Origin of the sequence: Vibrio sp. SCSIO 43153 (genome assembly GCF_023716625.1) — a bacterium.
Taxonomy (GTDB): Bacteria; Pseudomonadota; Gammaproteobacteria; order Enterobacterales; family Vibrionaceae; genus Vibrio; species Vibrio rotiferianus.
In genome coordinates this window covers 1233931-1253142 of the sequence record NZ_CP071856.1, presented here as the reverse complement: position 1 = coordinate 1253142, position 19212 = coordinate 1233931, and the positions used below count along the sequence as shown (strand labels likewise).

Annotated in this window: 17 protein-coding genes; 10 read left to right on the top strand and 7 right to left on the bottom strand. The window is 45.6% G+C overall.

The window, feature by feature from the left end:
- Positions 1–19: 19 nt before the first annotated feature.
- Both J4N37_RS21830 and J4N37_RS21825 read right to left on the bottom strand, forming a co-directional pair.
- Positions 20–2443, bottom strand: a complete 2424-nt coding sequence (locus tag J4N37_RS21830) for a formate C-acetyltransferase/glycerol dehydratase family glycyl radical enzyme (protein ID WP_252042296.1) — start codon at positions 2441–2443, stop codon at positions 20–22.
- Between the two features lie 2 nt (positions 2444–2445).
- Positions 2446–3387, bottom strand: coding sequence for a glycyl-radical enzyme activating protein (locus tag J4N37_RS21825; protein ID WP_078609981.1), 942 nt, complete (start codon positions 3385–3387; stop codon positions 2446–2448).
- 254 nt (positions 3388–3641) lie between these two features.
- Here J4N37_RS21825 and J4N37_RS21820 point away from each other — a divergent pair, with 254 nt between their 5' ends.
- On the top strand, positions 3642–4316 hold the full coding sequence (locus tag J4N37_RS21820; RefSeq protein WP_009697968.1) for a fructose-6-phosphate aldolase: 675 nt from the start codon (positions 3642–3644) through the stop codon (positions 4314–4316).
- A 129-nt stretch (positions 4317–4445) separates the two neighbouring features.
- On the opposite strand, the gene J4N37_RS21815 is transcribed toward J4N37_RS21820, so the two are convergent.
- The gene (locus J4N37_RS21815; RefSeq protein ID WP_252042295.1) at positions 4446–5447 is read right to left on the bottom strand and encodes a GGDEF domain-containing protein; all 1002 of its coding nucleotides are present in this window, start codon (positions 5445–5447) and stop codon (positions 4446–4448) included.
- Between the two features lie 146 nt (positions 5448–5593).
- On the opposite strand from J4N37_RS21815, the gene J4N37_RS21810 reads away from it, so the two are divergent.
- Both J4N37_RS21810 and J4N37_RS21805 read left to right on the top strand, forming a co-directional pair.
- Positions 5594–6751 carry a linear amide C-N hydrolase gene (locus tag J4N37_RS21810; protein WP_045387091.1) on the top strand — a complete coding sequence of 386 codons (1158 nt, stop codon included), beginning with the start codon at positions 5594–5596 and terminating at the stop codon, positions 6749–6751.
- A 160-nt stretch (positions 6752–6911) separates the two neighbouring features.
- Complete coding sequence (locus J4N37_RS21805) at positions 6912–7424, top strand: DUF2799 domain-containing protein (protein WP_038885515.1); 513 nt, start codon at positions 6912–6914, stop codon at positions 7422–7424.
- A 35-nt stretch (positions 7425–7459) separates the two neighbouring features.
- Here J4N37_RS21805 and J4N37_RS21800 read toward each other — a convergent pair whose 3' ends face one another.
- Together J4N37_RS21800 and J4N37_RS21795 are read right to left on the bottom strand one after the other, a co-directional pair.
- Positions 7460–7918: a GNAT family N-acetyltransferase gene (locus J4N37_RS21800; protein ID WP_045387095.1), complete on the bottom strand. Its 459-nt coding sequence runs from the start codon at positions 7916–7918 to the stop codon at positions 7460–7462.
- A gap of 80 nt (positions 7919–7998) precedes the next feature.
- Positions 7999–8469 (bottom strand): GNAT family N-acetyltransferase, encoded by a 471-nt coding sequence (locus tag J4N37_RS21795; protein WP_029561157.1) that lies wholly within the window; start codon positions 8467–8469, stop codon positions 7999–8001.
- A gap of 132 nt (positions 8470–8601) precedes the next feature.
- Between J4N37_RS21795 and J4N37_RS21790 the strand changes: the two genes are divergently transcribed.
- The 3 genes from J4N37_RS21790 (at position 8602) to J4N37_RS21780 (ending at position 11761) form a co-directional block, all read left to right on the top strand.
- Positions 8602–9792, top strand: a complete 1191-nt coding sequence (locus tag J4N37_RS21790; RefSeq protein ID WP_252042294.1) for an MFS transporter — start codon at positions 8602–8604, stop codon at positions 9790–9792.
- Entirely contained in the window at positions 9767–10738 is a 972-nt protein-coding gene (gene yidZ / locus J4N37_RS21785; RefSeq protein ID WP_252042292.1) for an HTH-type transcriptional regulator YidZ, read from the top strand. Before J4N37_RS21790 ends, yidZ begins: the two co-directional genes overlap by 26 nt.
- A gap of 183 nt (positions 10739–10921) precedes the next feature.
- The gene (locus J4N37_RS21780) at positions 10922–11761 is read left to right on the top strand and encodes a class I SAM-dependent methyltransferase (protein ID WP_252042291.1); all 840 of its coding nucleotides are present in this window, start codon (positions 10922–10924) and stop codon (positions 11759–11761) included.
- Between the two features lie 98 nt (positions 11762–11859).
- Here the strand turns inward: J4N37_RS21780 and J4N37_RS21775 are convergent, their stop codons facing one another.
- Both J4N37_RS21775 and J4N37_RS21770 read right to left on the bottom strand, forming a co-directional pair.
- Positions 11860–12732, bottom strand: a complete 873-nt coding sequence (locus J4N37_RS21775; RefSeq protein WP_252042289.1) for an aspartoacylase — start codon at positions 12730–12732, stop codon at positions 11860–11862.
- Positions 12733–12793: 61 nt separating this feature from the next.
- Positions 12794–13672, bottom strand: coding sequence for a 6-carboxytetrahydropterin synthase (locus J4N37_RS21770; protein ID WP_252042288.1), 879 nt, complete (start codon positions 13670–13672; stop codon positions 12794–12796).
- A 202-nt stretch (positions 13673–13874) separates the two neighbouring features.
- Here J4N37_RS21770 and J4N37_RS21765 point away from each other — a divergent pair, with 202 nt between their 5' ends.
- The 4 genes from J4N37_RS21765 to J4N37_RS21750 all read left to right on the top strand — a co-directional run bounded on the left by J4N37_RS21765 (position 13875) and on the right by J4N37_RS21750 (position 19200).
- Positions 13875–14744, top strand: a complete 870-nt coding sequence (locus J4N37_RS21765) for a DMT family transporter (RefSeq protein ID WP_010453210.1) — start codon at positions 13875–13877, stop codon at positions 14742–14744.
- Positions 14745–15135: 391 nt separating this feature from the next.
- Positions 15136–17316: an FUSC family protein gene (locus J4N37_RS21760; RefSeq protein WP_045387120.1), complete on the top strand. Its 2181-nt coding sequence runs from the start codon at positions 15136–15138 to the stop codon at positions 17314–17316.
- 10 nt (positions 17317–17326) lie between these two features.
- A complete protein-coding gene (locus J4N37_RS21755) occupies positions 17327–18997 on the top strand; it encodes a TolC family protein (protein ID WP_252042286.1) in 1671 nt (556 codons plus the stop codon).
- The gene (locus J4N37_RS21750; protein ID WP_005453214.1) at positions 18997–19200 is read left to right on the top strand and encodes a DUF1656 domain-containing protein; all 204 of its coding nucleotides are present in this window, start codon (positions 18997–18999) and stop codon (positions 19198–19200) included. The genes J4N37_RS21755 and J4N37_RS21750 overlap by 1 nt, the downstream gene beginning before the upstream one ends.
- The last annotated feature ends 12 nt before the right edge of the window (positions 19201–19212 follow it).

Sequence of the window (19212 nt, the reverse complement as noted above, 5' to 3'; positions counted from 1 at the left end):
TTTTACTTAGTGAGTGTACTTACAGTTCGTGCTCAGTACGTGCGATGATGTCGTCTTGTGCATCTGGTGATAGCGCGGTGAAGAAGGCTGAGTAGCCTGCAACTCGCACAACAAGATCACGATATTGCTCCGGGTTCTTCTTCGCGGCTAACAAGGTCTCACGAGAGACGATGTTGTACTGCACGTGCCAACCTTTGTGGTGGTTGAAGAAGGTACGGATCAACATAGAAAGCTTGAGCTTATCCCCTTCAGACTCAACCGCTGCTGGGCTTAACTTCTGGTTAAGCAGCACGCCACCAAGAATCTTATTCGCTTGGATCTTACCGACCGAGTTGTACACTGCCGTTGGACCTAAACGGTCTGAGCCAGACGATGGGCTTGCACCTTCTGCCAATGGCGTTTTCGCTTTACGACCGTCCGGCGTTGCCATGGTTGAGGCTCCGAATGGGACGTTTGCCGAAATACTTGATGTACCAGCGTAGTAACCGCCGCCAATTGGACCTCGACCATGACGCGTATTAACAAACTGCTCTAGCTCATCAATGTACACTTGGTACGCATCTGACAGTAGTTGGTCTACTGCGTCATCATCGTTACCGTATTTTGGTGCAAAGTTGATAAGACGTTGGCGAAGCTGCTCGTTCTCCATTCCGTCGAAATCTTCAGCCAATGCTTTTGCTAGCTCAGGCTGAGTAATCTGCGCGTCATCGAAAACAAGGTGCTTGATGGCTGCTAGGCTGTTACCCAAGTTCGCGATACCGACTTGCAAGCCAGATACCCAATCGTATTTCGCGCCACCTTCTTTCACGGTTTTACCGCGAGCCAAACAGTCATCCACCAGCGTTGAACAGAAGATGTCTTGTGCCTGCTGTTCAAGCACACTGTCGACTACCGTATCAATCTCAATCGATTTACGGGTGTAGTAGCGGATTTGCTCTGCCCAAGAAGCCGTCACTTGCTCAAAGTTCTCAAAGTTACCTTTTGCTAATGACTTATCGTGCGGCAAGAAGGCTTTACCCGTTGTTGCATCCACACCTTCGTTCAATGAAGCGAGCAGGATACGAGCGAAGTTAATGAAGCTCATGCCCGTACAACGGTAACCCCATTTGCCGGGAACCGCAGTCTCGATACAGCCGATAGAGGCGTAGTTGTAAGCGTCTTCTTTCTCTACGCCAAGCTTGATGAATTCAGGGATGACAATCTCATCGTTGTTGAACGCAGGCATACCGAAGCCGCATTTAATCACTTCGATACAACCCATTAAGAACTCTTGGTTCAAACCTTCGTGGTAACGCACACTCAGGTTAGGTTGCGTCGAACGCAACTGACCACAAGATTCCAGAATCGCCCAAGAAAGGGGATTTACTGCGTCTTCAGGCTCACTCTTTTCATTCAACTTCTGACCACCGATACACACGTTTTGATACAGCGGAGAACCTGCCGATGCTTTCGAGTGCGCACCAGAGCGGATCTTGTTTACTTCAAGCAGCTTCAACCAACAGCTTTGTAAAAGCTCTAATGCAAAATCTTTCTCAATTGTGCCGTTTTCGATATCACGAACATAAAACTCGTTGAGGAACTGGTCCATACGACCGAAAGAAACCGAGTGACCGTTCGATTCGATTTGTAGCATCAATTGAACAAAGTAGCTCAATTGCAGTGCTTGCCAGAAGTTTTCTGGTGCGTGACTTGCTACATGACGACAGTTTGCCGCAATGCTTTCTAACTCAGCTTTGCGCAGCGGGCGCGTCTCTTCAAGCGCCATTTTTGCCGCCAATTCAGCGTAGCTCACCATGTGATCTTGAATCGCAAGCAGCACGATTTCGACTGATTTATAGAACTGCTCTTTCTTCAAGCCTTCAAAGGTCGAAACATCATTGTTAGCACGGTGCTGACGAACATCCTCTAACAAACCGTTCATGCCTAGTTTAAGAATTTTCTCGTTATCCACCGCAAGGTGCGCATCACCAGAAGTCATGTTGCCTTCAGCTTTAATGATGGTGCTGGCTAAGATCTCTTGCTGCTCATCAGTAAACAAACCATAACAACGGTCTTGAACGGTTTTACCGCGCCAATATGGTGTGATGCTGTGGATGCTTTGCTTATCTTCTTCAGTGACCGCAAAACCTGCACCAGGACGGTCGGCTAGCTCATCAATTTCCGCTTCAATCCAACGCACTGTGTATTCTGGGAAAATAGGCGCAGCGCGTACTTTGCTCGCTTGGTTACCGACGATTAGCTCATCGTGTTTAATCCAAATAGTACGAGTGCGTAAGTGCTCTTGCAGTGCTAGCGCACGTTGAACAATCACAGGTTTGTCTTCGTTTGCTTGATAAGCATGAGTGTATGCCTCTGCGCGCTCGGTACAGACAGGTGGCGTTACGATATTTACCAGTGCCGATTTGTGCGCTTTGATACGCTCAGGAAGGTAATTCAGGTCCATAGTTAACCTCTTACAATCACGTTAAGTTGGGTGTTTTCGCTTGCGTATTGCATCGCGCTTTCTAGTAGTTCTGGTTTGTTTAATGGCTTGTCAGAACACTCGTAAGGCATATCGAGCAAACGGTATTTATTGATGCCGAGCGTGTGGTACGGCAGCAAGTGAAGTTCTTGGCAGCTTTCTAGTGAAGCCGCAAAATCGATGATGTCTTTCAACTCTTCGATGGTGTCATTGAACCCCGGCACCACGGGAACGCGAATCACAATGCGTTTCGCGATAGGTGCCAGTTTTCGGAAATTGTCTTTGATGCGTTTTAGTGAACCTTTCGCCCAGCTAAGAAACTTCTCTTCATCGGTGTGTTTTAAATCCGCCAACCAGCAATCAATGTGCGGCGCGGCTTTTTCGACGTTCTTCCACGGCACATGCATGCACGATTCAATAGCCGTAGAGACTTGGTTGTCATGCAGACGCTGCGCGAGTTCTGCCACCAAATCGGCTTGCATGAGTGGCTCACCACCGGAGAAGGTCACACCACCTTGGCTTTGGTCGTAGAAAGGTTTGTCTTTCATCAAGGTGTCGAACAACATGTCTGATTTCGCTTCTTCACCGCAGACGGTCAGTGCTTGCGTAGGACAGACGTTTCGCAGCGCGATCAGTTGGTCTTCTTTGATGGCTTTGCGATTGATGATGATCTGGTTGTCGATGCGTTGAATACCATCGCTCACCGTTTCACTACCCGCAGTAGATTGAGTTGTAGCTTGATAAGCAGAAACGCACAGCTGGCAATCTTCCATGCAGCTTCGCTGATCAAACAACAGTGAATGCTTTTCGCTGCGACTTTCTGGGTTTTGACACCAAGGGCAAGACAAGCTGCATCCTTTAAGAAAAAGAATGGAACGAATGCCATCGCCATCATGGGTAGAGAATCGTTGAATATTGAAATACATCTCTGCTTGCCTCTTGGTCTGTGCTACCGCTGTGTACTTAATCCGTTTCTTGCTGGTTAAGTCTTATAAACAGCTTTTCTTTGTTCGAACTGAAAGCTTCATTTGAGCGTTTACAAGTTTTACCTAACTTTCATTTAATGAAATTATTATAGTTTCAAATGAAATTTCAATTGATCAAAATCAAGATCTCGTTCGATTGTCAGATCTATAGTGATCCCATCATCAAAACGAAGATTTTGTTTAAGGTAGAAACCATGATCGAACTTTATTTAGATACTGCTGATGTGGCAGAAGTAAAACGCTTTAACCAATGCCTACCGCTAAAAGGCGTGACGACAAACCCAAGCATTTTGGCGAAGTCAAAACAGGGACTGAATGAAACCCTAGCAGGCATGCAAGAAGCACTTGGCGGTACACCTCGCTTTCACGCTCAAGTCGTGAGTTCAACCGTCGAAGGTATGCTGGCAGAAGCGCGCCAACTGAATGAATTGCCTTACGATATGGTGGTAAAAGTGCCAGCAACAGAAACCGGCTTAGCGGCAATTAAGCTAATGAAAAAAGAGGGAATTCAGGTTCTTGCTACCGCTATCTATTCAGCTCAACAGGGTTTCCTTGCGGCACTGTGCGGTGCAGACTACCTAGCACCTTACGTAAACCGCATTGATGCGATGAACGGCAACGGTGTTGAAGTGGTCGCGGATCTTCAATTGTTGCTCGATCAAAACCAACTACCAGCGAAGATTTTGGCAGCCAGCTTCAAGAACACTCAACAAGCGATGGAGGTGATGAAACTGGGCATCGAAGCCATTACATTGCCAACCGATGTGGCGGCACAAATGTTCGCTCACCCAGCAGTAAAACCGGCGGTTGAGCAGTTCGATAAAGACTGGAAAGAGACGTTTGGCGATAAACTTTCATTTGAAAGCTAATTAAAAGTAAGAACTCAATATTTTAGTCAACAATAAGGGAATCTGAACTCACCCTGTGCGCCGGTGAGTTTAAGATTCCCTTTTTCAACTTTATAAAGGTTTTGGTCATAACAAATACTTTAAGCGTGTCTACGCAGCTTCAGCACAGTGAGTAATTTGATCTTTACCATTCATCTTAGCTTGATACATGAGTTGGTCTGCATACTTAAGCAAATCAGATTCAGTATGATACTCGTTCTTCACAAGTCCACCACTCAGTGTCAGGTAGACATCACGACTATCCGCTTTCAATTGGATATTTGAAATCGCTTCTCTCAGCCTATTCGCTTTAGTGATGGCTTCAGACATATGTTTTGCGGAAATCCAGACACAAAACTCCTCACCACCAACACGGAACACTCTCTCATTACCGACCTCTGCCTTCAAACAGCCCCCGATTTCAGATAGAGCCTTGTCGCCAATATCATGACCATACTCATCATTAATATGCTTGAAATCATCAATATCAAACATCAGTAGATAGTCACCAACGAAACTGGCAAAAGAACTCGTAAAAGCAAGACGGTTACTTGTACCCGTAAGGGCATCAGTCAACGCCAGCTTAGAGAGAGAAGTATTGGCTTTAGCGCGGCTTAATTCAAAAAAGTGAGTGACACACCAGATCGTAATGTAGCAAGTAGCGAAGTTTATCGTAACAGGCCCGTAGTCAAATATCTGATTATCAAAGAGCCTAGCTAATAACACCGCTCCAACTGAAACAAAGACAATTGTGGTCAATTTAAAGCCCAACGCTCCCCCTAGCAATAAATAGGAAATCGTCGGGAAGAAAAAAGCCCACAAAAAAACAACATCCGTCAAAGGAAGGAGCAAATTAGCAGTGAGGATAAGCAGCGCAATACTCAATAAATAGAAAAACACCAGATAGGGGTGGCAGTGCCCCTTTCGACATTTAAAAAAAATATAGAGAGACAAAAAAGCAAATAGCCCTTCTATAAATGCCAATAAATATTGCGAGTTGTAAAAAACATTAAATGTGACCAAAGCAAGCATCACAAACGTAAAAATAAGGGTAACCGCACTTAAAACTCTATTGCGTATCCTCTCCGTATATTCCAAGTTCTCGACACTCATAAATCCTTTTCCATGCAACTTCAAAATATAAAACGCGTATCACAGAATCCACTTCAGATACTTTTATTGATAACGTACATAATGATATCAAACTATTAACATATAAAGTAACTCATCAATATAGATAGAGAGGGAACTCAAATTTCATGTGTACACGTATTTTCAATAGTTTAAACCCATCGCTTCCTATGACTGGTCGAAACTTTGATTGGCACAATCCATTAACAACTTATTTATACCGACTACCTGCCGGAGATTCAATCCGGCTTGGAATCAATGATCGTCACCCAGAAGCACAAAAGGCACACCATTGGACAGCCCAGTACTCGAGTGTTTGTACCTATCTAGGCAGCGATAATATTGGCCTGGCGTCTATTGATGGGGTAAATGAAAAAGGTCTCGCCGTGAATGGGTTGGAAGACTTGCTAGCGTACTTTGAAAATGCGACAGAGATCATAAAGAGTAAAGATTCAGTCTCGAAACTAATACTCGAGATGCTAGAGCAAGACGAGAAAGAACATACACCAACACAAATCATTCCAGATGGCGTCGCCATCATCAGCTCACTTCGCTGGGTACAATTCACATTAGACAATTTTGAAAGTGTTCGCGAAGCGGCGGACTATTTCAGAAATAACCCTGACAATCTATACATCGTCAGTGAATATGTTCCAGATGGAAAGAACGAAACACCGACTAAATTGCATTTAACACTCTCTGATACAAGTGGTAATTCTGCAATTATTGAACTGAGAGGTGGACGTTTCAGTGTAAACGAAAGTGAAAGCTATAATGTCGCGACCGTTACACCGCGTTTTGAGATTCAGCAGCTGTTATTAAAACCATGGTTAGAAAAATGGAACCATCCTAAGAACTTCGTTGGACTCACTCTCTTCGACGTTCCAGGTGGCACAGCAACTCATCAAAGGTTCGCTCGAGCAAGTTATTACTATAAGTTTTCCCAACCAGCAGCAGAGCAAACCGAGGTGCTTAGCCAAACAAGAGCATTGATGGCAACGTGCGCAACACCACTTGGTTGTCACTTTGAGCAAAAGCCTAAGTCACCACCCTCTGCGACTACGCTTTGGTGTAGCATCATCGATCACAACAACCTTTGCTACCATACCGTTAATTCATCAACCATGGCCCATAACTGGGTAGAATTAAAGCGCGACTTGCGCGAGCCGCAAAGAACTTTAGTCATCAACGCTCAATCCACTAATACGGAATATGTTGGCGCAAACGTATTTGGTGACTTAAGCGAGCACATGGAAACCTGCCCCTCTCCCTTTGACAACTACTAGTTAGCCCCCCATAGCCTCCTGAACTGGGGGGCTATGGCCTTAATTGTTTTCAATTTGCAATTACATGTATTTATGAGCACTATGATTCCACCCATAAAAATGAACACCGTTCAATTTATATTCTAATGGTCAATTTGATTTCTTTTAAGGACATTTACTGATGAAAAGAGCACTTATTCCGCTTGCTTTACTCACTTTGCTCTCCGGTTGTACCAGTATGTCTCCCGATGAGTGTAAGACGGCTAATTGGTACAAGGTAGGCTACCAAGACGGTCGAGAGGGTGACAACCCAAGCATCATCAACAGCTATACAGAAGACTGCAGTGAAGCTGGCGTTACGCCGGACAGAAAGGAATGGCAAGAAGGCTTCGATAAAGGCACGATTCTCTACTGCTCTCCGGATAATGGTTATACGGTAGGAGTAGAAGGTAAAACATATTATGGCGTGTGCAGTAATAAACAATTCATTGAAAACTACCAGTTAGGTCATCAGGAATATCAGCGCCAGCAACGTATCCAAGAGCTCGATACTCAAATTTCGGTGATCGACAACCAACTGGATAATAATCCAGATAAAGATAATGCCAAGCGCCTAAAAGAGAAGAGAAAAAGGCTGGCAGATGAACGTTCACAGTTGCTAATGCCAACCATCAATTTCAATTTGAACTTCTAAGGAACTTAACCTTAACTCGCTAGAAATACGTGACCCTAGCTCAGTTCTAGGGTCATAAATTGGCTGTTCGGATCGAGTTCGTAGTCACCAAACGGATCGCAATACACAAAGCCATGCTTTTCATACAACAGGCGCGCAGGTTTAAAAAATTCCATCGAGCCAGTTTCTAAACTTAAGCGCTGCAAACCTTTTTGCTTCGCTTGCTCAATCACATGAATCAATAATTGAGACGCCACACCTTGGTTTCTTGCTGCTGGTGTGGTGCGCATGGATTTAAGCTCCGCGTGTTGGTTATCCAACTCTTTAATTGCAGCACACCCCAACAGCTGCTCATCTTTCCATCCAGTCCAGAACGTTACGGCTGGTAGTTTTAGTTTATCCAGGTCTAACGCATGTACGCTCTCTGGCGGTGACGTGGCATACATATCTTGTAAGTGTTCTTCTAACAGCGCGATGACTTCTGGTCTTTCTAAATTATCGACTTCAATCTTCACATATCTTCCTTGATTTATTCATTTAATTGCATCGAATTTATTGCAAAAGCTGAGTGGATACAATCTTTACTAAGCCCTTTTTACAGCGCCTGACGCATGATGTGTTGGGGTCCAACTGGACCACCATGATAGAGCTCATGAGTATCTTCAAAACCAGCTTTGAGGTAACACTGATAAGCTGGCACATTTCGGCAGTTAACCGTTAGGTAGAGAAACTCAAACGTTGGATAGTGCAATTTAACAAAGTCCCCAAACAAGCGAATTGCTTGCTTGGCGATGCCTTTACCTTGATGGCGATGATCCACCAGCAGTGAGCGAACACCTATACTTCCTTGAGGGCAAAAGTCATAATCTTCACTGTACGCAGCATCGAACAAAAAGAACCCGACCACACGATCATTTTCTAGGATCAAATGGGGCAGCTCTGTCGGTTTAAGACTTTCCAATTTCTTACCAATATCCTCAATCGTAAACTGAGCTTGCTCTTCCAAGACTTGTAGCTCAATGGTTTGCTCATGACGGCATGGCGTGTACTTTTCAATGGTAATCATGGTCATCCTTGTTGAACTTCCGTTCGATTTATACAGGGTATGTCGTAAATGGAAATACCTGCGGTCGTAATTCCCACTCGCAGGCAAACGTTTAGCACACTATTATCCTTACCAATTGTTAGTGAGGTTGTCATGTTTCGTTTTCTGCTTTGTAGTTTCTCTCTTGTTTTACTCTATCCTACTGCGATTGATCTTTACCTTGTAGGTTTGCCACAAATTGCAGCCGATCTAAACGCCAGTGAATCACAGTTACACATTGCCTTCTCTATCTATCTTGCAGGTATGGCAACCACCATGCTGTTTGCAGGAAAGATCGCCGATTCCATTGGTCGCAAACCCGTTGCTGTAGTGGGCGCAGCCATCTTTATTACTGCATCATTGCTAGGCGGTACGGCTGAGCAATCCACTACATTTTTAATCGCACGCTTTGCGCAAGGCATTGGGGCTGGCTCTTGCTATGTAGTTGCGTTTGCTATTCTACGAGACACATTGGACGATAAACGCCGCGCCAAAGTTCTCTCCATGCTTAACGGCATTACTTGCATCATTCCAGTGATAGCCCCCGTTGTCGGCCATCTCATTATGCTTAAATTCCCTTGGCAAAGTCTGTTCACCACAATGGCAGGCATGGGGATGATGGTTTGTTTGCTTTCTATTTTGGTACTCAAAGAGTCAAAACCTAGCGTCATACCACAACAAAGCACCGCTTCAGCTTCTAACCAAGAAACGTTCGCGGAGCGCTTTTTCATCAGCCGACTCATCAATACGGCCATCGGCGTGACCACAATTCTTACCTACGTCAACGTCTCTCCAATGCTGGTGATGGGCGAACTTGGTTTTGATCGTGGTGGCTATTCTTCTGTCATGGCAGGCACTGCGCTCGTCAGTATGATCACTTCTTTCTCTGCGCCATTGGCTTTGTCCTACTTTAAGCAACGCACTCTGATGCTGACTTCGCAAACCTTGTTTGTCAGTGCCGCGATGGTGATTGGTTTTGCTCATCTAAACCAATGGGGAATCCCATTTTACTTATTCGGATTTGGGCTGATTTGCGCTGGCTTCTCGATTGGCTTTGGCGTGGCTATGAGTCAAGCGCTCAGCCCTTTCTCTCTCCGTGCTGGTGTAGCAAGCTCCCTACTGGGCATCGCTCAAGTGTGTTGCTCTGCCCTCTACATCTGGTTTATGGGGTTCATCGGCGTTAATGCGCTGAATATGTTGGTGTTTGTGTTAGCTATAGGTGGCGCAATCAGCTTGGCTCTAATACTATTTATTCCTAAGCCTGCTCATGAAAGCCACTATGAAGAAATCACTAGCCCGTCTTGATCTCAACCTGCTGTTCACTCTGCAATTGCTGCTGCAAGAGCAGAGTGTTTCCAAAGCGTCGAAGAAGTTAAACGTCACGCCGTCAACGGTAAGTAAATCGCTTAATAAGCTTCGTGACTGGTTTGATGATCCTCTGTTTGTGAAAACACCGAAAGGATTAGCACCGACTCCTTTAGCGCAAAGCATGGAGCAAGATCTGGCAGAATGGCTACAAATTGGCAGCCAAATTGCCGAGAAGCGCAGCGATATAGCCCCCAAAGGCGTGCGCTTTGATCTGACCATTGAATCCCCGTTAGTGCTGACGATTCTTGATGATCTTCTTGTTGCAATCCACCAGCGCTACCCAGATGCGAAAGTCAAAACCAGTAACTGGGATTACGATTCACTCGATGCGATTGTGCGTGGCGAGGCAGACATCGGCTTCACCGGCAGAGAGAGTCATCCCCGCTCAAAAGAGTCACTCAACCTGCTTCCTTACTTTCTTGATTTCGAAGTGCTGTTCTCAGATTTACCTATGGTGTACCTACACAAAGATCACCCCGCTTTGGAGCAGGAATGGAACCTTGAGACCTTTTTGAGTTACCAACACATCAACATTGTTTGGGAAAAGAGTGAGACGTGGGCACTGGACGAAGTGTTGAGTGAACTTGGCTTACAGCGCTCCATTGGTTTAACCATGTCGAGCTTCGAACAGTCTCTGTTTATAGCCGCGCAACCACACCACAATATGCTGACCACAGCGCCGCAATACTGTGAAAGTTACACCAAGAAGCTGCATCCAGATTTGGTGTGCTTACCCATTCCTTTAGAACAGCCACAGCAAGAGAAGCTGCTAATCCCGTTCACCATGATTTGGCACAAACGTAATGCGTACAACCCCAAACTTGTATGGTTGAGAAACACCATCAAGTCGCTTTATGGGGAGAAGAGTGGCAGCAATACGTGATTGCTTCTTCCACACATTACTGATAAATTTCGCGCGTTTTTAACCCTATTTTCAAGGAGGTATTTCCAATGATTCGTTTTCAACACACTCATTTTAATCAACGTCCTTACGTTGTTTTAGGATAACTAAAACCCCTAAATTCAAGTAAGGACGACAAGCTAACTTATTGTCGGAATTACAACTATGTTTAAAAAACTGAATGAAGCAACCGCTAAACCAGTCGTTTGGTCAGCATACACCGCAGACGTACTGTGGACAGATAACCACATTGCGAAACAGATGCTCAGCTTCCATCTAAACCAAGAAATCGAAGCCGCGTCGCGCTCATTCAACTTCATTGATGAATCTGTTGACTGGCTGGTGACTGAATTTGGTCTCAACCAAGATTCAAAAACCATCGATTTTGGTTGCGGCCCTGGCCTTTACACCCAACGTTTAAAAACGCGTGGTGTAGGCACAGTGCTCGGATTGGATTTCTCGCAAAACTCACTGGAATATGCGACTCAACAAGCAGCGTCTTCTAACCTCGCTATTGAGTATCACTTAGACAATTACCTAGAGTTCAGTGACACACGACAGTTTGATTTGATCACGCTTGTTATGTGTGACCTTTGCGCGCTCAATCCAACTCAACGTGCGACGTTGTTTGCTAAGTTCAAAACACTGTTGGCTGAGAATGGTGCGATTGCATTAGACGTGTACACGCAAACACGTTTTAGCAAGCAAGCTGAAGCGCTGACACTCAATCAAAATGCCATGAACGGTTTTTGGAGTGCAGAAGATTACTGGTGTATTCAGTCTTCATTCAAATACGAAACTGACCTTGTCACGCTAGACAAGTACGTGATAACTGAAGCGCAACGAGAATGGACAGTCTATAACTGGCTGCAACATTTCACTTTAGACATGCTTACAGCAGAGCTTGCGCCGCATGGTTTAGAAGTTCAAGCAACCTACAGCGACTTGCGCGGAAAGCCGTTCGCAGATGGTGACGAAATGGCGGTGGTGATTCGTCATAAATAATGACCAATCCAAGCTAGAGCGACACTGCTACCAATAGTAAAAGGGGCGATATTCTCGCCCCTTTTTTCGTGTCTCACTATTCGCTTTCTCTTTGATACTTATTCCGCGCTCACAACCTTTTTCTCAGCAAGTGCCATAGCGATATTGGCTTTGCTGTACGCACTCTCGTTGATGAAATGCGGATAGATATCCTGTTTGCCTTCCCAGAAAATATCGTAACCAAAGAAGGTCGCGAGTAGTGGTTCGCCCGGTTTGACTACCTCGAAATCTCGTCCACAGATCATAGGATGTACTGTCGCGACACGCATACCATCGTGGTCGACAGGGATCATGACTTCTTCGGTGTAAAAATACGCGTCGTAGTCATTCAACTCACCAACTTGACCAAGATTATGCTGCTCAAGGTAATCTAATACCATAGTCAGCATCTTTTTCATTAACTCTAGAGTGTCGTACTTCAGTGAGCCATGCGCTTGAGCTCCAACTTCGATCATCACACCATGCTGCCCTGTGGTGCACAAATAAGGTTGATCATCCCACGCTTTTCTGTCTTCAAACAGAATATTAGCTTCTGGCATACGTTGCTTCACATAAGCCCCCATCTTGCGAGAGAACACGTCGTTAGAAACCAAAATCAAGGTAGCGCCCATGTTACTAGTGGTGTTGTGCAGATCGATAATCAATTGATTCTCTTGGCGAGCATGTAGTTGCGTGAATTGCTGCGCGATTTCAGTTTCTTGCTGAGTCGCAGGCGATGATTGATTCGCCAAGGCAAATTCACGGTTGAGATCCGTTTCAACATAACGAACGTTTTGCTTTACCGCTTCAGGGTTGCCAAGCACACACTGAGTACTGAACGTCGAACGATCAGCAACATAAAGACGATCTTTGATGAGCTTTTGAAGATAAATGCCAGAAAGCTCATTACCATGCGTACCTGCTACGAGCAGAACACGATTAAGTTTGTCCATAAACGTGATATTCCAAATATTGAGTAAAAGTGAGTTTTGATTGAGATTGAGCTGCGCCCTCTTAACGAAACGCCATTGCTCCTTTCCCTACCCCTTCATAAGCGATGACTTGTAACGACTGTCCTTCATCCAATGAAGAGGCAATTTCGTTAGCGATAAATACAGCCAGCAGTTCTACCGTTGTATCGGTGTTCAATACCTCGGTTTCGCTGTGCGCGATAGCGAGTTGGAAGTCACCTTGTGAAGTAGTGTATCGGAAGCCAAAGTGCGTATCGCTGTTGATGAGTGTGGCATGCTCGCTCAATTCCAGATGACCAATCTCGACAAGATCTTCGATTGAAGCAAGGTAAATGTCTTGCCAACGCTGTGCAAAAGCATGTTCACGAGCGGTATCATGCTGACCATCGACCAGAATTTGAATCGGCGAGCGATGACCATGCGCAATGCGTTGACAGTTGCCGTCGTGTTTTTTTAAACCGTGGGTATAGTGATAGTAAGCGCCATCAAGTTTTTCGTGACGCAAGGTCAAATCAATCGATGCCACGTTACTTGGTAGATTGCCCTGTAATACTTTGTGGATGTGCTGAGTCACGCTCTCCATCGAAATATCTTCAGCATCAACAAAACAAAACGCTTCATCAGGACAATGTAAGTGGATGCTCTTTTCACCACGCATAAGATCGACTTGGGAATACCCTGTTTTGATACTCGCTACTTCCACCGCTGAGCTCTTCACAGGTATGAGCAAACGGTGATCAACATATTGATCGACCAGTTGTTTGATTTGTTTTTTCACTTTAGAGAAATCCAGCACCATGCTCATCTCATTGAGATCACCGTGCATTACTACGTCCAGAATCCAACTCTCGCCGACCATGCCTCGTGTTTCACACAGGTACGATGCATCAATAACCGTGAGATCGTTAACAAATAGATTCAATCTGAATTCCTCATTCTATGTTGAGCCTTAAAATCAAATGTTATGTTATAACACTTACCGCGCTCACTCAATTTCGCAAAGTGATGTTCTTTCTGCTCTGTGTTGCGCTATGGTTTCAGCTATAACTAATCACTTTATCAACTAATTGGCCCTTTCGATTTAACGCTACACTGCGACTCTTAATGAGATTTGAGGATAAGGAATGCCAACATTTTTACTGACCACGATTGCCATGTTGGCGTTTGCCGCCAATTCGCTGTTGTGCCGTTTGGCATTGGCAGCAGGTTCAATTGACGCGGGCAGCTTCACTCTTATCCGTTTACTCTCTGGCGCAGTTACTCTCATCGCCATCATGCTTTTACGTGGAAACTGGCGCGGCCAAATCCCAACAACTCGATTCAGCCTGCTCGCTGGCATAGCCTTATTTGGCTATGCAGCGCTATTCTCTTTTGCTTATGTAAAACTAGCAGCTGGAACTGGAGCACTGCTACTTTTTGGTGCTGTACAGCTGACTCTACTTGCACTTTATTGGTGGCAAGGGGAGCGCTTTAAAGCCCTCGAACTGGTCGGCATCATCGTTTCTCTGGTTGGATTTGCTTGGTTAATGCTGCCATCAGCAACGCGTCCAGATGTTTGGTCAGCGATATTAATGGCGCTTTCTGGTATTTGTTGGGCAGGCTTTACGGCTTTGGGTAAGCAAGCACCAACACCAAGCAGTGGCATTACTTCGGGGTTTATTGCCGCTTCAATTCTTGGGCTTATACTCTCGCCTTTCTTACTGGAATCTGTTCACTTTACTGAACAAGGCGTGTTGTTAGCCGTCGCATCTGGTGCCATCGCTTCAGGTTGTGGCTATGTGCTTTGGTATCAGGTGATGCAAAAACTCACATTGCTGCAAGCAGCAATAAGCCAACTTTCTGTACCAGCCATTGCTGTGATTTTGGGCAATGTGTTATTGGGTGAAACCCTTACCCTACATTCGTTGATTACCAGCGCTGTTATTCTTGGCGGCATTGCATTGGTATTTTTATCTCGCTCTCAAAAATCCAAAACCAACCCCGCAAGCCAATAAAAAATAATAACTTTCCTCTCAACTTATCTACCATCATCTATGCTTTTTGTTAGGCATTTGTTTTCACCGTACTGTGGAAACGAGCAACGCCTGACGCAATGGCGGTGAATATCGATTAAAGATTTGGTTTAGTAATTCCGACAAGCCCGTCTCAATAGTGAGACTTTCTAGTTAAACGTTTTCTTGCTTATTTTTGCCTCACACCATAAGCAATGGGGGATCTAAGGTGATTTGAGCATTTTGACCCAGTTTGATTTTGACAAAGGATTTACAAACCATCTCGTTTCAATCGCTATATTCCGCCTCCTAATCTTTTTCAGAATGAAATTCTGATTATTGATTGAATAAATTCATCCACTTACAAGCATAAGCCTGAGCTAACGTTGACACTATGAACGAGAAAATCAAATTCGCCACAAAAGTAGCGCTTAGCCTGACTCTGGCTTATCTGATCCCGTTTTCGATGGGTTGGCCACAAGCTTCTACAGCGGCTACGACGGTCATGTTGATCGCTTCTACCGGCAGTCGGCGTGAATCTCTAGCCAAAGGCACACTGCGCGTACTCGGCACTTTAGTAGGCGCGGTGATCGGCTTATTGCTTGTCGGCATGTTCGCCCAAGATCGCTTGCTATACATGCTCAGCGTTTCGGTGATTGTTTCCTTTATTTTCTATTTCCGCAACGCGTACCAAAAAGACCCTACCTTACTTGCCTTAACTGGCGTAATGGTCTTGATGATGTCTAATGGTGGCGATGCAGAAGGCGCGTTCATGTATGGCGTCGATCGCGCCTACATGACTATCTTTGGCGTGGTGCTTTACACCTTGGTGGGTACTTTCTTATGGCCGACGAAGACAGAACAAAACCTGCGTCAACTCGTTGAGCAACTGAACCAAGCTCAACAAGCCCTATTTAAAGCTATTTTGCAAAACTTCGAGGAAAAACAAGCTCACCAACAAGGATTAGTCCCTGCTTCAGGCACGCAAGAAGGTGAGGAAGACGAAGAACCTAAGCCCACCATTGAAAACCTGCTAGACAAAGTATTCGCCGCACAAAACGCGCTAGAGCAACGCTTTGCAACAGTTAGTGTGGAATGCAGTGACGTATCAGCCTACATGAAAGAGTGGCAACTCGCCGTTCACTTCAACAAACAAATCACCCAAGAACTCAGCGTGGCAGCACACAGCCACTTTAGCCATCAGCAAGACCGAAGCTGCATCAACAACTTCGATCAAGCCATCGAAGAAATTCAAACGCTGTTCAAAACCTGCCAAGAAATGTGGAACAACGAGGGGCCAGCTTACCGCGCTCAGGAATTTAAGGTTGATTACAACCAACAAGCTTTGTCAGACGCTCCCCATTTAGTCAAAGGCTCTGCCCTGACACTGGGCCACTTACTCAAGCTAATGCATCAGAGCTTATCTCGCCTTGCAGAGAGCATCAGCTGTATTGATTCGGTCACCAATAATGTCTCGTTCAAACAAGATCTGCCGAAGCAGAAGAGCAAGTTCCTTTGGTGGGATGCCGAAAACTTCAAAACCGCAGTGAAAACCTTCACCACCTACTGGGTGGCAGGGTTGATTTGGATTTACTTCAATCCACCGGGTGGCTACTCGTTTGTTACCTTCTCCACCATTTTCATGTCACTGCTGTCGTTTGTTCCGGTTCACCCATTTATGTTGCTGATCTTGTTTACGTTTGGCTTCTTGTTTGCGGTCCCTTCGTACGTCTTCATCTTGCCGGGCTTGGAACTCGGAGGCGAATTGGGCTTGTTCATCTTCATCTACACCTTTATCGGCTTTTACCTGTTTAAAGGGCCGGTGACCATCTTCTATATGATTGGCTTATTTGTCCTCGGTCTCGACAACAACATGACCTATCACTTTGGCATTCTGATGACAATCATGACCTTGTTCTACATGGTGGTGTTCATGATTATTTTTGCGCACTACTTCCCTTTCAGTTCTCGTCCAGAACACTTGTTTTTAACACTGAAAGAGCGCTATTTCAGGCACGTTGGCGGCCTATTTACCCGCTATCATGAACAGTCTGAATCCACATTTAATAAGATGAAACGCTCACTGCACTTGGTGACGCTGAACGTTTCCTCTAAAAAGCTCAAAGTGTGGGGGGCGAAGATCAACCACAAGCTGTTCGACAAGACACCGCCAGAAGCGATTGGTGCATTCAGCAAGTCTTGTGACACCTTGAGCAATCACGTCAACATCTTGATTGCTGCTGAACAAAAGCTATTAAGTAACCCACTTATTAAACAGTTACGCAGCAAGCACACCGATTCCATATTACCTCTGATGGCTGGCGCACTAGCAAGCCATCAGGCGACCGACGAACTCGATTCTGTGTTCGAAAAATACAGCCAGGATTACCAATCCTTTGAAAATAAACTGGAAGATTTCTTTAGTGAGTTGGATTTATCTGACTACGCTTATTCAGAGATTGCCGGTTTTTATATCTTGCTGAATTTAAAACGAAACGTGTTCGAAGCGATCAACCAATGCAAGCAAACCTACGAGGATATCGATTGGGTGAACTTACGTCAGAAGCGGTTTTAAAGGTGAGGATATGATGCTTCTAAAACTAACTAAACCAAGCCTCGCCATACTCTCTGTACTCGGATTGAGTGCGTGTACAACTTTGGGTCCGGACTACGTCCATCCAGAGCAAACCGCCTTGCCAAGTGATTGGTCGGTAGAAAAAGCGGCGCAAGACACACAACAATCCGAGCAAAAACTGCAGCAGTGGTGGCAGCAGTTCAACGATCCAACACTGAACCAACTGGTTGAGATGGCGAGCCAACAAAACCTCGACCTTGAGGCGGCGGGTTTGCGTATCGTCCAAGCACGTTCGCTATTGGGCATCTCAACTGGATTGCAATACCCACAAGTGCAAACCGTCTCCGGTAACTTAGCCCGAGCTTATGTGAACGACCAAGGCTTGAATAACGCTGCGCTGTCGTTTGATGCTGGTTGGGAAATGGACATCTGGGGCAAATACGCTCGTGGCATTGAATCGGCTGAGGCTGGTTTCTACGCATCGATTGCGTCATACCACGACATCATGGTGACCATCACCTCTGAGGTGGCACGCAACTACATCAACTACCGCACGTTCCAAGAGCGTATTTTGCTCTCACGCCGCAACATCGAGATCCAAGAGCGCGTTGTGAACATCACCCAAGTACAGTTCGATTCAGGCAACGTAACCGAACTCGACGTTCAGCAAGCAAAAAACCAGCTCTTCAACACCAAAGCGGCACAGCCTTCTCTTGAAATCGCAATGAAGCAGTCGCGTACAGCATTGGCATTGCTTTTAGGTGTGCTACCGGAAGAGGTGGAGAGCCTGCTGCAATCTAATGGTTTCGCCCAGCGTATGGCGGATTATGAAAACCAGTTTAAGTCATCCGGTAGAAAGCCAGCTTTGTCTGGCAGTGACGAGCGTTCTATCGTACCTAGCCCACCGCTACTGGATAACAAAGTGGATGCAAACTTAGTCATGCGCCGACCTGATCTTCAAGTATCAGAGATGCAGGCTCGTGCACAAAGCGCCAAGGTTGGTGTCGCAGAAACCGCACTTTATCCAAGTTTTTCACTGTTCGGCTCAATCGGTATCGACAGCACAGTGCCAGATGGTAGCAGCTTCAGTTTCAGCGACTCACTGACCATGGTAGTGGGCCCAACATTCAGTTGGAACATCTTCCAATATGGACGAGTGAAGAACAACATCCGCTTTGAAGATGCACGCTTCCAAGAAACGCTCACCAACTACAACAAGAAGGTGCTGCAAGCGGTTAATGAAGTGACCAACGCACTGGAGGCCTACGACTTGTACTTGGAGCAAAAATCACTGCGTCTGCAATCAGTCAACTCATCGATTCGCGCATTTAATATCTCGATGACGCAGTACGAAAACGGTCAGATTTCTTTTGAGCGTCTGCTGAACTCAGTAGAAAAGATGACCCGCGCAGAAGACAGCTACGCCACCATCAAAGGTAACGTCGCCAACCAGGTTGTGGCGCTCTACAAAGCACTTGGCGGTGGATGGGAAACCCAAACTGGCAAGCCATTCTTATCTGAAACCACTGCCAAGCAGATGCAAGACCGAAGCGATTGGGATGGTTTGTTGGACGAAGAAGAACGCGTTCTGCCGCCACTGCTTCTTGAGCAACCATCAGACAAAGCGCAAACGGACAGTACCGAGCAAATAAGTACCGAACAAGATGAGGAGGTGCAGTAATGCCACACGAACTCTCTTGGGGTGACGTTTACTTCTCACCGCTGCTCTTGGTGCTGATTCTAGCGGTCACCGCTACATGGATAACGGTGATCATTTTGAACAAGACACGTTTGTCTCGTTTCATTGCGTTTCCGTCTCTGACATTCATTGCCATCATGGTTTTCTACGTGGTGGCCATCGACAGTTTTTATATACAGTTTTAGGTGCCCAACAAG